Annotated in this window: 13 protein-coding genes; 5 read left to right on the forward strand and 8 right to left on the reverse strand. The window is 51.5% G+C overall.

Annotated elements, in window-relative coordinates; all coding sequences use genetic code 11:
* Window positions 1-15 precede the first annotated feature (15 nt).
* Together J6J28_RS10195 and J6J28_RS10200 are read left to right on the forward strand one after the other, a co-directional pair.
* On the forward strand, window positions 16-2,196 hold the full coding sequence (locus J6J28_RS10195) for an OsmC domain/YcaO domain-containing protein (RefSeq protein WP_301721516.1): 2,181 nt from the start codon (window positions 16-18) through the stop codon (window positions 2,194-2,196).
* Between the two features lie 61 nt (window positions 2,197-2,257).
* Window positions 2,258-2,530 carry a hypothetical protein gene (locus J6J28_RS10200; RefSeq protein WP_301721518.1) on the forward strand — a complete coding sequence of 91 codons (273 nt, stop codon included), beginning with the start codon at window positions 2,258-2,260 and terminating at the stop codon, window positions 2,528-2,530.
* A 1-nt stretch (window position 2,531) separates the two neighbouring features.
* Here the strand turns inward: J6J28_RS10200 and J6J28_RS10205 are convergent, their stop codons facing one another.
* From J6J28_RS10205 to J6J28_RS10220, 4 genes are all read right to left on the reverse strand, one after another.
* Window positions 2,532-3,371 (reverse strand): patatin-like phospholipase family protein, encoded by an 840-nt coding sequence (locus tag J6J28_RS10205; protein WP_301721519.1) that lies wholly within the window; start codon window positions 3,369-3,371, stop codon window positions 2,532-2,534.
* Between the two features lie 30 nt (window positions 3,372-3,401).
* A complete protein-coding gene (locus J6J28_RS10210; RefSeq protein WP_301721520.1) occupies window positions 3,402-4,343 on the reverse strand; it encodes a DMT family transporter in 942 nt (313 codons plus the stop codon).
* A gap of 5 nt (window positions 4,344-4,348) precedes the next feature.
* Window positions 4,349-5,257, reverse strand: a complete 909-nt coding sequence (arcC, locus tag J6J28_RS10215; RefSeq protein ID WP_301721521.1) for a carbamate kinase — start codon at window positions 5,255-5,257, stop codon at window positions 4,349-4,351.
* Between the two features lie 79 nt (window positions 5,258-5,336).
* Window positions 5,337-6,323 carry a hypothetical protein gene (locus J6J28_RS10220; RefSeq protein WP_301721522.1) on the reverse strand — a complete coding sequence of 329 codons (987 nt, stop codon included), beginning with the start codon at window positions 6,321-6,323 and terminating at the stop codon, window positions 5,337-5,339.
* Window positions 6,324-6,516: 193 nt separating this feature from the next.
* On the opposite strand from J6J28_RS10220, the gene J6J28_RS10225 reads away from it, so the two are divergent.
* A complete protein-coding gene (locus J6J28_RS10225; protein WP_301721523.1) occupies window positions 6,517-7,608 on the forward strand; it encodes a zinc-binding metallopeptidase family protein in 1,092 nt (363 codons plus the stop codon).
* On the opposite strand, the gene J6J28_RS10230 is transcribed toward J6J28_RS10225, so the two are convergent.
* Entirely contained in the window at window positions 7,605-8,345 is a 741-nt protein-coding gene (locus tag J6J28_RS10230) for a proteasome-type protease (RefSeq protein WP_301721524.1), read from the reverse strand. The genes J6J28_RS10225 and J6J28_RS10230 overlap by 4 nt on opposite strands.
* 145 nt (window positions 8,346-8,490) lie before the next feature.
* On the opposite strand from J6J28_RS10230, the gene J6J28_RS10235 reads away from it, so the two are divergent.
* Window positions 8,491-9,942: a circularly permuted type 2 ATP-grasp protein gene (locus J6J28_RS10235; protein ID WP_301721527.1), complete on the forward strand. Its 1,452-nt coding sequence runs from the start codon at window positions 8,491-8,493 to the stop codon at window positions 9,940-9,942.
* Between the two features lie 2 nt (window positions 9,943-9,944).
* Window positions 9,945-10,865, forward strand: coding sequence for an alpha-E domain-containing protein (locus J6J28_RS10240; protein ID WP_301721528.1), 921 nt, complete (start codon window positions 9,945-9,947; stop codon window positions 10,863-10,865).
* Here the strand turns inward: J6J28_RS10240 and J6J28_RS10245 are convergent.
* The 3 genes from J6J28_RS10245 to J6J28_RS10255 all read right to left on the reverse strand — a co-directional run bounded on the left by J6J28_RS10245 (window position 10,862) and on the right by J6J28_RS10255 (window position 14,463).
* Window positions 10,862-12,058 carry a GGDEF domain-containing protein gene (locus J6J28_RS10245; RefSeq protein ID WP_301721530.1) on the reverse strand — a complete coding sequence of 399 codons (1,197 nt, stop codon included), beginning with the start codon at window positions 12,056-12,058 and terminating at the stop codon, window positions 10,862-10,864. The genes J6J28_RS10240 and J6J28_RS10245 overlap by 4 nt on opposite strands.
* Before the next feature lie 70 nt (window positions 12,059-12,128).
* The gene (locus tag J6J28_RS10250; protein WP_301721531.1) at window positions 12,129-12,911 is read right to left on the reverse strand and encodes a PhzF family phenazine biosynthesis protein; all 783 of its coding nucleotides are present in this window, start codon (window positions 12,909-12,911) and stop codon (window positions 12,129-12,131) included.
* Window positions 12,912-12,930: 19 nt separating this feature from the next.
* Window positions 12,931-14,463: a S10 family peptidase gene (locus J6J28_RS10255; protein WP_301721632.1), complete on the reverse strand. Its 1,533-nt coding sequence runs from the start codon at window positions 14,461-14,463 to the stop codon at window positions 12,931-12,933.
* Between the last annotated feature and the right edge of the window lie 5 nt (window positions 14,464-14,468).

The raw sequence follows: 14,468 nt of genomic DNA on the forward strand, positions 1-14,468 counted from the left end.
CCCCGGTAGCCCGCCATGGAAATAAAAGTAAACTTTCTCGACAACTTGCGTCTCGAGGCTAAATTTGACGACTTCACGGTCATCACCGATCAGCCTATCCGTTACAAAGGCGACGGCTCGGCGCCGAGTCCGTTCGACTATTTCCTGGCCTCATCAGCGCTATGCGCCGCCTACTTCGTAAAGGTCTATTGCGTCTCGCGCGATATCGCTACCGACAACATTCGTCTTTCACAAAATAATATTGTCGACCCGGAAAATCGTTACAACCAGATCTTCAAGATCCAGGTCGAGCTGCCAGACGATATTTCTGACAAAGACCGGCAAGGTATTCTGCGCTCAATCGAGCGCTGTACGGTTAAAAAAGTGGTGCAAACGGGACCCGAATTCCAGATTGAAGTGGTTGAGAACCTTGATGAAGATGCTCAGGCTCTGCTGATGGGTGCACCAGATGGCAACGCACTGACCTATATTGAAGGTAAAGATCTGCCACTGGAGCAGACTATCGCTAATATGACGCAGATTCTTGCTGACCTGGGCATGAAAATTGAAATCGCCTCGTGGCGCAATATTGTGCCTCATGTCTGGTCTTTGCATATTCGTGATGCGGCTTCGCCCATGTGCTTCACCAATGGCAAAGGCGCCACGAAGGAAGCGGCGCTGGCGTCCGCGCTTGGTGAGTTCATTGAACGTCTGAGCTGCAACTTCTTCTACAATGATCAGTATTTTGGCGAAGAGCTCGCCAACGCGGAGTTTGTGCATTACCCGAATGAAAAATGGTTTAAACCCGGTGCTGACGATAGCCTGCCCGACGGAGTGCTGGATGAGCACTGCCGGGCATTTTACGACCCAGAGGGCGAGCTATGCGGATCGCACCTGATTGACACCAATTCCGGCAATGTGGAACGCGGCATTTGTGCCCTGCCTTTCGTGCGTCGCTCCGATGGCGAAACTGTGTATTTCCCTTCGAATTTGATTGAGAACCTCTACCTGAGCAACGGTATGAGCGCGGGAAATACCTTTCCTGAAGCGCAGGTCCAGTGTTTGTCCGAGATCTTTGAACGAGCGGTCAAAAAACAAATCATTGAGCAAGAGATTGCCCTACCTGATGTGCCGGACACGGTACTGGCCAAGTACCCGCATCTGGTCGAAGGTGTGCAAGCTCTTGAAGCCCAGGGCTACCCCGTGCTGGTTAAAGATGCTTCGCTGGGCGGTCAGTTCCCTGTCGCTTGTGTGACCCTGATGAACCCCCGCACCGGCGGCGTGTTTGCTTCATTTGGCGCGCATCCCAGCATGGCAGTTGCTATTGAGCGCAGCCTGACAGAGCTACTACAGGGCCGCAGCTTTGAGGGCCTTAATGATTTACCACCGCCCACCTTCAACAGCATGGAAGTGACCGAGCCGAACAATTTTGTCGAACACTTTATTGATTCATCCGGCGTGATCTCCTGGCGCTTCTTTAGTGCGCATAGCGATTATGACTTTACTGAGTGGGACTTCTCCGGCACCAACCAAGCAGAAGCCGACACCTTATTCGGTATTTTTGCGCAAATGGGGAAAGAGGTTTACGTGGCGCAGCATGACGCTCTGGGTGCACCCGTTTGCCGCATTCTGGTGCCCGGCTATTCGGAAGTTTACCCCGTTGAGGATTTGGTTTGGGACAACACCAATCAGGCGCTGAATTTCCGTGAGGATATTCTGAATCTGCACCGACTCAGTGATGCCGAGCTGGAGGACCTGGTGGATCGCCTGGAAGAAAGTCAGCTCGACAATTACACCGATATCATTACCTTGATTGGTGTTGAGTTCGATGAAAATACCGTATGGGGTCAACTCACGATACTTGAGCTTAAACTGTTAATTTACCTTGCTCTGCAGCGTCACGAAGAAGCACTGGAACTGGTCGAAGCCTTCCTGCAATACAACGATAATACCGTCGAGCGCGTGCTGTTCTACCGTGCCATGCAGGCAGCCCTTGAGATTGAACTTGATGACGAGTTGGAAATGGCGGACTTTTCGCATAATCTGCAACGTATGTATGGCGTCGAAACCATGCAGGCGGTGGTCGGTTCGGTGGCTGGCTCTGTTAAGTTTTCCGGCCTGACACCAACCAACATGCAGCTGGAAGGCCTGGATAAGCATCAACGCTTACTGGATAGTTACCAGAAATTGCATGCCGCGCGTGCTCGCATGAAATGAACTCTACAAAAGTCATCTGATAATTGCACACTCAGACTTAGCTCTGAACAGGAGAGGTTTCGTGACCTTCATTATTCAGCAACTGAGCTGGCACAAACGCCGCAAAGCAACGGTTGAGCCTCAACCCGTTGCTATATCTGTTCCCGACTTCGAAAAAGTACTGAATCACTTTTGTACCGTTGAAGTCACTTTTGATAATGGGGAGGTCGCCAAACTTACCGGGCGGGTCACCCAGCATCCCATTACCGGCGTCTGGTCAGTAAACGGCATTAACGCTAAAGGGCAGAGTGTCTCTGCGCGGTACCAGGACGACAACAACGATGACAGCGTCTGAGCTATAGGTGGTCAATATGCTCGAACGCCGCACGTAAGCCAGCATTGTAGCCGACATCCAAGCGCTCGCGTTGCCGGGTAAAGCGTCCTACCGGCATATCTTCGGGTGGCGCGATAATGTGCACCACACAATCGTCGGGTGGGTTCTCAATAAAATCCACGGTCGCATTGTAGCGTTCTGCGCGATCTTCAATCGCATCACATAACTTCGGATATTGGCTCAGGATGCGTCGGGTGATCCCTAGAGTATGGCCATTTTTCTTACGATAGCCCTTTGCCCGAGACAGCACTACGGTTATTTCACGGGCGCCCATTGCGTAGGCTTTCAGGACTGGAATAGAATCCGCGACACCGCCATCAGTCATCGCCACGCCCTCAACTTCAGGGAAATCACGAAACGCTAATGGAATCGCACAGGAAGCGGGGAAGAGCTGATGCAGATTGTTCTCCGTCACCTCGATATAACACGGCGCGCCGTCTTCAACTTGAGTGGTGACCACATAGAGCGGTACATGCCCGGAAAGGTAGCGCGAAAAATGCAGTTCAATTTCCTTGTACGAGGTACGCCAGAGCCACTCAACATCACAGAAGTGACCACCCAGCAGACCGCGGACAGGGTCGATAAAATCTTTCGATTGCGCCAGTTCAGTGAGGATCCGGTAACTGCGTTGATAGTCATCGGTCAGATAACCAATCAGATTAGTCGAGCCAGCAGAAACGCCTATGGCAAAATCATAGAGTTTAAAGGACTCGCGCATAAAACCGTCCAGTACACCGGCAGCGAAGATGCCGCGCATGGCACCGCCCTCTACCACTATTGCTCGTGACTTATGTGTTGTCATGTTTGCGGTTAACCTTAAGCTGGAGCTGTTTTATGCGTCTTTAATGGACGCTTTGCGACGGCTCGAATGTACACTTAGCGCAGTGACCGTAACTAAAATCAGCGCCATGCCCAGGATCTGAATGACATTCAGGTTTTCACCCAGCACCACAACTCCAAACAACGATGCGGTAATAGGTTCCACCATCGCCACCATTGAGGCGATCGCGGGTGCGGTATAGTTGAGCCCAAATATATAAAAGACAAACGACAATCCAGCGCCAAGCACACCCAATAAAACCAGTAACGGAAAACTTGCCGAGGACCATGCGGCGCTGACCTGATCGACTTCACCCAGCACGATTAGGATTCCCGCAAGCACCGCAAAAGCTATCACAAGAATCGCCTGCGCACTACCGTGGGGTGCGGCGTATTTGAAGCCAAAGATGAACATTGCATAAGACAATCCTGAGAGTAGACCGGTCGTTACTGCGAACAGGGTTACCGCGCCGGCACTCAGAGTGTAGATCTGCGTTAATAAAACCACGCCTGACATGACCAGAAGAATGGCCAGGCATTTGAACAATGAAGGTGATTCAAGACCCAGAACAAAGGAGACCAGATAAACAAACACCGGGGCGCAGTACATCAGTGTTGCGGCAACAGCAACACTGCCTTCGGCAATGCTCAGAAAATAAAAAGCGAAGTTACCAGCAACGCCAACTCCGGCCACGACCGACCATAGCCACAACTTTGGTTTGCTTAAACCACTGCGCTGTGGACGCAGCGCTAGCCAGATGACAACAAACAGGAACCCGACCGCTCCGCGGTAGAAGGACACGGTGAATGCATCCCAACCGCGCTCCATCAAAATGGCGCCAATACCGCCTGAGAGGCCCCAGCAAAATGCCGCCAGGGTGACCAGCAACGTACTTCGCCGCACCCACTTGCCTGGTGAGACTAACCGTAAAGGAGCGTATAAGCCAAAGGGCATCGGCGTTATCCTTCAGTGATGCGGGTGCCTGCGTTACCTTGCACCAGGTCCAGCGCATCTTCCATTGCACCTATTGCACTAAATCTGCCCGCACGGACAAAACGTGCCGCTGCGATTAATTTAGGTCCCATCGAGCCTTGCGGCGCCTCAAACTGTTCCGCTTCACTGACGGTCATGGCTTCGATGGCGTGCTCATCGGGTCCGCCAAAATCATGATAAACCGCGGCCACATCGGTCAGCAGTAACAGCGCATCGGCGTTAACCTGTTCGGCCAGTAAGGCGCTGGCGGCGTCTTTGTCGATGACCGCTTCCACCCCACGGTAGGTGCCGTCCGGCTGGCGTACAATAGGAATCCCGCCACCGCCAATGCAGATGGTGATGACCTGCTCCGCTAGCAGCAGCTTGAGAATTTTTAAATCCAGTATTTCCCGAGGCTCAGGTGATGGCACCACCCGCCGCCAGTCGTCGCCGTCTTTGGCAAGGATCCAGCCATGCCGTTGCTTGAGCTTGTTTGCCTGTTCCTCATCATATACCGGACCGATAAACTTGCTCGGATTGTCGAAGCCAGGATCATCAGGGTCCACAGCGATTTGGGTGAGTAAGGTTGCGACAGAGTAATTATCACCCAGCTGATTTTCCAGCTCCTGCTCAATCAGGTAGCCAATCATGCCCTCAGATTCGGCACCGAGGATATCCAGAGGGAAAATGCTATCCGCATCATAAGCATGGTTCTGCAACGCCAGCAGTCCTATCTGCGGACCATTACCGTGGGTGATCACCAAGTGATGTCCTTCCCTTACCAGTTCAGCCAACACTTTTACCGCCTTTTGCACGTTTTCGCGCTGATTTTTGGCGGTGACGTCCTCGCCGCGACGTAACAATGCATTACCTCCCAAAGCTACGACCACTAGCATGATTCCTCCTCACAAGTACAGCGAAGTTATCTGGTTAAACACTAGTTGATCGCGGTGGCTTTCGTCCAGTCGACGCGCACTAGCGGTTGGTGTAATGGCCGATAGCCGCCAATACATCCTGCTGAACCGAGCCTGCGGTCGCCTCAAGGCCGGCGCCTATGCCCTCAACGGGAATTGGGGTCTCTGGAGCGCGCGCGGCCCAGACTCTGAAATATGCGCGCTCGGGAGCGAGCTGAGCATAGGGTGAGTCACTGCTTACCGGCTCCAACGCAGCGCTGGCTTTGACTTGCTGATGCTCGTCTGCCTGCAGTCGTCCTACGTAACAAAACTGAGTGGCATCCGGATAAGTCGTTAAGCGCCACTGGTCGAATGCCGCGTCCAATTCGTCATCTAATGCGGGCGCCATCACCAGACTTTGAATGTCGGCGTCTGCCAAGTCAAAGTCCCAACCAGCCTCACGCGCAACGATGAGCAGTTTTTTCGCAACGTCCCTGCCGCCGAGGTCGGTGCGTGGATCGGGCTCTGTAATACCCGCATCGCTCGCTTTACGCAGTAACGCAGAGAGCTTATCACCGGGCCGGTATTGCTGGAAAATCCAGGTCAGTGAACCGGAAAAGTTACCCTCCACCCTTAGCACTGAATCACCAGTCTCATAACATTCCCGCACCGTTTGCGGTACCGGCACACCGGCACCGACAGTCGCCCGGTAGAGCCATTGTCGCTCATGGGTTTGCAGTGCTGTTTTAACTTTGTGATAAAACTCATAATCGGCGGCGCCGGCATATTTATTAGCACTAATAATATCGGCACCGGCGCCAATCCAGTCAGGGTAACAACGGCTTACAGCTTCCGACGCAGTAAGATCCAGCACCAAAGGTTGCCGTCCTTTGCTTTGCTGCAGCTCAATATCCGCCAGGCTTATTGGGTTACGCGAGTTGTGGGTGCTGGTGACGACCGCAGACGCCGGTAGCTGTGGTGCAAAGTTCTCCAGCCAGCAACTCCCTACCTGGCCAACACCGACCACCAGTAGTGCAAATTGGGGTTCTGTCTTAGACTGTCGTTTCACGGAGGATCGCATAGTGTTCCCTGAGCTGTGATGGTGACCTTTACGTCGTTTCCAAGAGCGCTGGGCGCACCTCTATCGACACGGAGTTAAAGTGTTTTTTCGATAATGCCCAGCGCTTTTTTGGTAACGTGTTAAAATAGTGCATAAAATAAACGCTCAATACAAGCGAGCACCGGACCTTGGGTACCTAATTATGCAAACGTTTTCTTGTCAGTGTGGTAATACTCTGCATTTTGCCAACACCCGCTGTGTCAGTTGTGGTCTGATGCTAGGCTTTATGCCTGACGAAAAAAAGTTGAGTGCTTTTACCCACCACGAAAAAGGCGTCTGGCGCGCCGCAGCGAACGGCAAACTCTACCGTCAGTGCAAGAATTATTCGATACAGGACGTCTGTAACTGGATGGTCCCGGCAGACCAACAGGGAGAGTTATGTGCGTCCTGCGAGTTAACCCGAACCATTCCTAATCTCGACCAGCCTGATAACCGGGGCCTATGGGCGCAGATGGAGCAAGCCAAACGGCGGTTACTCTATACCCTTTATAAACTTGAGTTGCCGGTCATCTCGCGACAACAAGACCCACAGCAAGGTCTGGGTTTTGAGTTTCTTGAAGATCAGACGGAAGATGAGTATGGCAACGAGCTGACGGTTAAGAATTTCGTCACCACCGGTCACAACGCCGGCATCATCACGCTTGATTTAAAAGAAGCTGAACCAAGTTCAAGAATGAAAATGCGCGAAGAAATGAATGAGCAATACCGTACTCTTGTCGGGCATTTTCGGCATGAGTCCGGGCATTACTTTTGGGACCGACTGGTACGTAACAGCCACTGGCTAGATGATTTTAGAGAGCTTTTTGGTGACGAACGGCTGGATTATACCTATGCGCTGCAGCACTACTATGAACAGGGGCCAGCACCGGACTGGCACAAGGTATGGGTCAGTGCGTATGCCAGTATGCACCCATGGGAGGATTGGGCGGAAACTTGGGCTCATTACTTGCACATGGTAGATACCCTGGAGACCGCCAGTGATTTTGATTTCAGCGTATCTTCACATCAGGTCGTCAATCCATTGCTGCAATTACCACAAAGTGATGAAGCGAAAAGTGAAACGCATTTCAATCAGCTCTACAACGACTGGTGTCGACTCACCGCGGTATTAAATGCGCTTAATCGCAGCATGGGACTGGACGATGCCTATCCTTTCGTACTCTCCAACGTCGCCATAGGTAAACTCCGCTTTGTGCACAAGGTCATAAGCTCAGCGCATAGCAGTTCAAGTTAATCCTCTTTTTCCCAATCAAACCGCGGCAGGCCGGAAAATGCCTGTCGCAGACCTTCATTCCACTGCTTCTGCATAGATTTGTACATCGGGCTGAAGGCGCTGTATTTGTTGTGCCAGGGCTCGGCAAGACTACCGTCATCGTAAATCGCCAGCTCAATAGGTAACCCCACACTGATATTACTGCGCACGGTAGAATCAAGAGACACCATGGCGCAGCGCGCGGCATCTTCCAGCGACGTATTGGGCGCGATAATACGATCCAGGATAGGTTTACCGTATTTGTTTTCGCCGATCTGTAAATAGGGTGTATCGTCAGACGCGCTAATGTAATTGCCTTGTGGATAAATCATATAGATTTCAGAAGCTTTACCGGCAATTTGCCCACCGAGAATGAAACTTGCCTCGGCGCTGGCATTACTTTTTTCCAGAGCCGACGCGTGCTGCTGTTGCTCTTTTTGACTCAGGTTGCCAATGTAGCTGGCAAGGTCATATAAATGTTTGCCTTTGCGAAGGTTAAACTCAGCCTCGGGATCTTCCAGATCCGAGTTTATGGCATTCACCACCGACTGCGAGGTCGCCAGACTGCCCGCCGAAAGCAACACCAAAGTGCGCTCACCAGGCCACGAAAACCTATGCATCTTGCTGTAGGTCGCAACGTAATCTACCCCGGCATTGGTGCGTGAATCAGACGCAAACACCAAGCCTTTGTTAACACGAATTGCCAAACAATAGGTCACAAAACACTCCAAAAAATAGCAGCTGATACGCAGCTTAAACTCGCCATATTCTCTATGCAAGTCGCATTAAAAACAAACAGTTTTGTCTTTTTACTGCGATTGCCACTATGTTTAAAGGAGGTAATCAAACAAAAAAGGACCGTGCATGACCATTCGTTGGGGAAGCTATAAAGTCACTAATTTGTACGATGAGTTATTACGAGCGTCAGGTAAACCGAGGGCTGCAGCTGAAATCATATGCGGTTATCTGCGCAGTCTGAAAGATGACGATCTTGAAGAATTTAAGATGGCTGCAGAGTCAGCCATTCATGTCATGGGCATCAGCTTCCGCGTCTATCACGAGGACGAAGGATCGATCGACAGGGACTGGCCCTTTGATATCATTCCAAGAATTATCGACAAGCAGGAATGGCTAAACATCGAGGCGGGGCTAAAACAGCGTGTGAAAGCCTTAAATATGTTTATCGATGACCTGTACAACGATCAGAACATCGTCAAAGACGGCGTATTTCCGGCTGACCTCCTGAAAAAGTCTAAGAATTTTCTACCGCAATGCAAAGGTGTTCATCCTCCCTTAGGAATATGGGCACATATTTGCGGATCAGATTTAGTGAGGGATAACGACGGTACAGTTTACGTCCTTGAGGATAACTTGCGCGTTCCTTCAGGCGTATCCTATATGCTTGAAAACCGTAAGGTGATGAAACGGGTTTTCCCGGAAATGTTTGAACAATACAGTATTTTACCGGTGGACGATTACCCATCGCACCTTTACGACATGTTGTGTGAACTATCACCAAGAGACATTGAACAGCCGGAAATCGTCCTGCTAACTCCGGGCATCTACAATTCCGCCTATTTCGAGCATGCTTACCTGGCCCAGCAGATGGGCGCAGAGGTGGTTGAAGGACGGGATATGTTTGTCGATGACGACGATGTTGTCTACATGCGTACGATTGAGGGTCCTGCACGGGTGGATGTTATCTATCGGCGGGTTGATGACCACTTTATTGACCCTGAGGTATTCAACCCGGATTCGATGCTGGGTGTTCCTGGTCTGATGCGCGCCTGGAAAGCGGGCAATGTCGCACTTGCCAATGCGCCTGGCTCAGGAGTGGCGGATGACAAAGTCGTCTACGCTTTCGTGCCCGATATCATTAAGTATTATTTAAACGAAGATGCCATCCTGCCCAATGTTCCCACCTACAAGTGTATTAACAAAGACGAGCGGGACCATGTCATCGAGAATATTCATAACATGGTAGTTAAGCCAGCTAATGAGTCTGGTGGCGCCGGCATGCTGATCGGTCCCCATTCCAGCAAAGCAGAATGTGAAAAGTTTAAGCGTTTGATCCGCAGAGATCCGCGTAATTATGTCGCGCAGCCTATGCTGATGCTATCCACCGCGCCAACTTTAATTGGCAATAAAGCTGAGCCCAGACATTTGGATTTACGACCATTTGTCTTAAGTGGTAAAGCTATTGAGGTCACCATGGGCGGCTTAACCCGGGTAGCTCTGCGCAAAGGCTCAATCGTCGTCAACTCCTCTCAGGGTGGCGGCAGTAAGGATACCTGGATAGTGGATATGGAGGCCTAATCATGTTGTCACGAGTAGCTAGCAATATCTTCTGGATGGGCAGGTACCTTGAGCGCGCTGAAAACACCGCCAGGGTCATTAACGTTAATTCGCATTTGTTAATGGATTTACCGCGCACGGTAAAGCTCGGTTGGGAGCCGATTATCGACATTTTATCCGTCAGGGAAGATTTCTATGAAAATTATGAAGAGGCTGATGAGCACAGTGTGGTCAAATATATGGTCACAGATAAAAATAATCCCAGCTCTATTATCAGTTCGCTCACCATGGCCAGAGAAAACGCCCGCACGATAAGGGAAATTTTACCCACCGAAACCTGGGAGCAGATTAATTCCCTATACCTTTCGGCCATGCAAAATCGTGCTTCGATGCTGGGCAGACGTCACCGCTACGAAGCGCTAGGCGATGTCATCCGCTCCAACCAAACGATCACGGGTATGCTCTCGGGTACCATGACTCAGGATGAGGGCTACGCCTTTTTGCGCATTGGCCGTAATCTTGAAAGAGGCGATATGACCACTCGTATTATTGATGTGCGCTCGGCGACCTTGCTCCCTGAACTTGATACAGAGCAATCAGCGTTCGAAAATATTCAGTGGATGGGTGTACTTAAATCCATGTCTGCGTATCAAATGTACCGGCGGGAAATGCGCCTGCGTATCAACCGCGCCGACGTGCTGAAATTTCTGCTCCAGGAACCTCGCTTTCCGCGTTCCTTGCTGCATACCCTGAAACAGGTGAAAGCACTGTTGCAGGAACTCCCGCAGCATGACAACGCGATTGTGCGTATCGATAAGCTGCGCTCAACACTACTGGACGCCAAACCGCAATCCTTAAAACAGGATAGCCTGCACGAGTTTATTGATGAGATGCAGTTAGGGTTGATCAAGATTGCCGAGGAGATCAACGAGACGTATTTTTAGCGTCCTTGTTCGCACATGATGACCCGGTTTCGGCCCTCGCGCTTGCCCGCATACAGCATTTTGTCGGCGCGCGTGATGAGGGCCTCCAGATCAACATCGTCTTCGTGCGCGACAGCAATTCCAACGGTGACGCTTAAATTAAGCTCGCCCATGTCTTCCTTCACTGGCAGCTCGGCGACATTGATCTTCAACCGCTCAGCTATCACCTGGGCGTCGGCGGGACTAGTTTGTGGCAGTCCGACAATAAACTCTTCACCACCAAAGCGCCCAATCACATCCGTGGGGCGCAGCGATTGTGCACAAACCTCGGCGATTTTGGTCAAAATAAGGTCGCCGCGGGTATGCCCCCAGGTATCATTGATACTTTTAAAATGGTCCACATCAATCATGAACAGGCAGAACGGTGTTTTTTCTAAGCGTGAGCGTTGCAGCAGCCCTTCGGCGCGTTTCATGAAATAAGAGCGACTGTCGAGGCCGGTCAGCGCGTCTCGCTCGGCAACCATTCGTAACTGTGCTTCCAGTGACTTCCGGTGAGCAATTTCTGCGACTAGATCGCGATTTTGCTGACGCTCTTCGTGAAGTAGCGCAAATTGTTTACGCTGCAGGAACTCGAGTCGCAGTAACGCGCAGTAGCCAACGACATTAGCCATAATTAACAACAGCACTATCCGCACAATTTCCGCCGGCGACAGTCCCGTAAAAAGCATCACCGCCGCGACAAAGCCTACACTCAAATACAAACAGCCCAACGCGGCTACCGTAAGCAGGTTGGGGATGAGCAAGAAGAACGCCAGAACTGCGACAGCGGCGGCTGTTATCTGGCTCGAGAGACTTTCCGGGCGCAGAGGAACGATTAAAAGAATGCCCGTAGCCACAAGCAAAAGCGGTAATAGATGCAGCCAGCGGTTCCGGTTGTAGTCGCCTCGCCGGCCAAGAACAAGTGCCAACACCAGACAAAGACTGACCACCACCGCGCGCATGCTAAGTAATAAGTAGTACTCGCGGGTTAGACCGAGCAGACTGTAGTCAGTAATGGTAAACATACCAAAGACCACCGACACCAAAACCCAGGCGAGACGAGACTCGTATCGAACCCGAGCTTTGATTGAACTGCGATAGCCCGACTCTTTGTCGGGATCGCGAAATTGTCCGGTCAACCAATGGAGATCAAATTGTTTCTGTGGGGATGTCAACGATACTCATTCCTCTAACAAACGGTCATGGTGTCTGTTGCAGCAACTGAACCGTTTTTTCTTTCAGCTACTAAGCCACCTGAATTTCAGCGCTCATGAAATCTGCACAACGCCCGATAAGAACGACACGCTCGCCTTTGACTTCACACTCTATGCTGCCGCCCCTTTGGGAAAGTTGTTCCGCGCTAAGTTTACGCTTGTCAAGTCGCCCGGCCCAGTATGGCGCGAGCTCACAATGTGCGGAACCGGTGACGGGATCTTCGTTTACCCGCAGCTTGGGGAAAAAACAGCGACTGACAAAATCGACATTCTTGCCAGGTGCGGTAACGACAACTCCTCGCAAGCTGAGGTCTTTGAGTTTTTCGAAATCAGGGGATAACGAGCGAATTTCGTCTTCTGAACCATACACCGCTACATAATCAAACCCGGCAAGTACCTGTTCAGGTGGCTTGCCCAGTCCATCCGTAAGCTCCTGTGGTGCTTCAGTTGGGTTCGGCAAGGTTCCAGGAAAGTCCATGGCATAACCGCTTTCTGCGCGGCTTACACGAAGCTCACCACTGCGGGTCTGAAAGACAACCTCAGGCTCGTTAAAGGCAAGGTGAGTAAAGATCACATGCGCCGTCGCCAAGGTCGCATGACCACACAGATCCACTTCTTCAACGGGGGTGAACCAACGCAGCTCAAAAACATCGTCTTTGGCGACAAAAAATGCCGTCTCAGAAAGGTTATTTTCCTCAGCAATAGCTTGCAGCATACTGTCATCAAGCCAGGCCTCCAGGGGACAAACCGCTGCCGGGTTACCCCCAAAGACATGCTCACTGAACGCATCCACCTGAAACATCTTTAACTTCATCTGCTCTCCCCTACTTTGCTTAGTCAGCTTGACCCGTCTGTGCCTTAATAAAGGCGCGGGTGTCTTTTAACAACGCCTGCCGCGCCGGCTCGTGCACATACATCATGTGGCCACCGTGATAATAGTGGTAAATAATGTCCTCGCCCGCAATGCCATGGCGATTCAAGGTGTACTCAGCATCGAAAAAAGGTGTGACCAGATCATAATAACCGGAACCTACCATCACCTTTAACATGGGATTATTGCGCAGAACATCCGCCAAATCAGGGGCGGTATTAACGTAATGCGGCTCCCACGAACGGCCTTCAGGCAGAGGGCTCCAACGCCACTTGCCTGACAATTCAGGGTCCGACGGATTGAGATACTTACGCTGCCAGTCAATACCTAAGTCACTCGCCATGTAGTGCATCAACGCCGCTTTGTACGCAGGTGAAATCACACGAGCCGCATCACCTTCAGGTCGTGCTGCGACATCATCGCGCTCGTCTTGGGTATAGCGGCTATCGAGCAGACCGACTGCGATGCCTTCATCGCGACGCAGCTCTTTGGCAAAACGGAACGCATTGATGCGCAAGTCAACACGCTCAATGTACTCTTTACTCAAACCGGTAAAACGCTGCAGTTTAGCCACTAATTCTGCACGTTTGGCTTCACTTAGCAGATTGCCCTGGAACAGTGCCGGTAACAATTCCTGCGCAGCAAAGTCGCGGCTGGCCTGAATAAAGGCTTCAAAATCGCCTGAGTTATCCACTTTGCCGTGATACCAGGCGGTCGCCGCCATGGTCGGCACATAGGTAATGTAGGAAATGATATTGTCATCAACGTACGGAGTCGACCCTTGGTAATCCAGGGCTTGTGAGACAAACACGATGCCGTTGACGTTGATCACGTAGTCATCCAGCAACACCTTGGCTACGGCTGCCGCGCGGGTGGTACCAAAGCTCTCCCCCATCAGGATGACCGGGGAGTTCCAACGATTATTCGCAGTCAGCCACTCAGCAATGAAGGCTGCCATTGAGTTGGCGTCTTCCGTCAGTCCCCAGAAGTCTTCCTTTTTGCCTTTACCGATAGCGCGGGAAAAACCTGTGCCTACGGGATCAATAAAGACCATGTCGGTGACATCGAGAATGGTTTCCGGTGCATCTTTTAGCGTATAGGGCGCAACGCCCGGATGCTCCGCATCGCTCGGAACAACGATACGTTTGGGACCATAGCCCCCCATGTGTAACCAGGTCGAAGAGGATCCCGGACCGCCATTCCAGATGAAGGTCACCGGGCGATTCTGCTCTTTGTCGACCACATAATCGAACGAGAAAATCGCCGCTGTTGGCTCCCCTTCACCATTGCGAATATAGGTTTCGCCGGCGTCGACCGTATAAGTCAGGCGCTTGCCATTAAAGATACCTTTATGTTCCGAGCGAAAACGCGTCGGCGCCGGCACTGGCTGCTCGGCTTGCTCTGCTGCTTTGCTGGTTTCAGCCGGTTGCGCTGAAACGCTGGCAGGCAACGCCACCAACATTAAAAGAGATAAAAACGCTAAGTAGTTGTGCATTATTT

This window comes from Pseudidiomarina terrestris, from assembly GCF_030466375.1.
GTDB classification, from domain to species: domain Bacteria; phylum Pseudomonadota; class Gammaproteobacteria; order Enterobacterales; family Alteromonadaceae; genus Pseudidiomarina; species Pseudidiomarina terrestris.

What these genes read in the sequence shown, in the direction of transcription:
- arcC (WP_301721521.1), bottom strand. Translation starts at nt 5,257, where the DNA reads ATGCTAGTGGTCGTAGCTTTGGGAGGTAATGCATTGTTACGTCGCGGC.
- J6J28_RS10210 (WP_301721520.1), bottom strand. Translation starts at nt 4,343, where the DNA reads ATGCCCTTTGGCTTATACGCTCCTTTACGGTTAGTCTCACCAGGCAAG.
- J6J28_RS10225 (WP_301721523.1), top strand. Translation starts at nt 6,517, where the DNA reads ATGCAAACGTTTTCTTGTCAGTGTGGTAATACTCTGCATTTTGCCAAC.
- J6J28_RS10240 (WP_301721528.1), top strand. Translation starts at nt 9,945, where the DNA reads ATGTTGTCACGAGTAGCTAGCAATATCTTCTGGATGGGCAGGTACCTT.
- J6J28_RS10255 (WP_301721632.1), bottom strand. Translation starts at nt 14,463, where the DNA reads ATGCACAACTACTTAGCGTTTTTATCTCTTTTAATGTTGGTGGCGTTG.
- J6J28_RS10250 (WP_301721531.1), bottom strand. Translation starts at nt 12,911, where the DNA reads ATGAAGTTAAAGATGTTTCAGGTGGATGCGTTCAGTGAGCATGTCTTT.
- J6J28_RS10195 (WP_301721516.1), top strand. Translation starts at nt 16, where the DNA reads ATGGAAATAAAAGTAAACTTTCTCGACAACTTGCGTCTCGAGGCTAAA.
- J6J28_RS10205 (WP_301721519.1), bottom strand. Translation starts at nt 3,371, where the DNA reads ATGACAACACATAAGTCACGAGCAATAGTGGTAGAGGGCGGTGCCATG.
- J6J28_RS10235 (WP_301721527.1), top strand. Translation starts at nt 8,491, where the DNA reads ATGACCATTCGTTGGGGAAGCTATAAAGTCACTAATTTGTACGATGAG.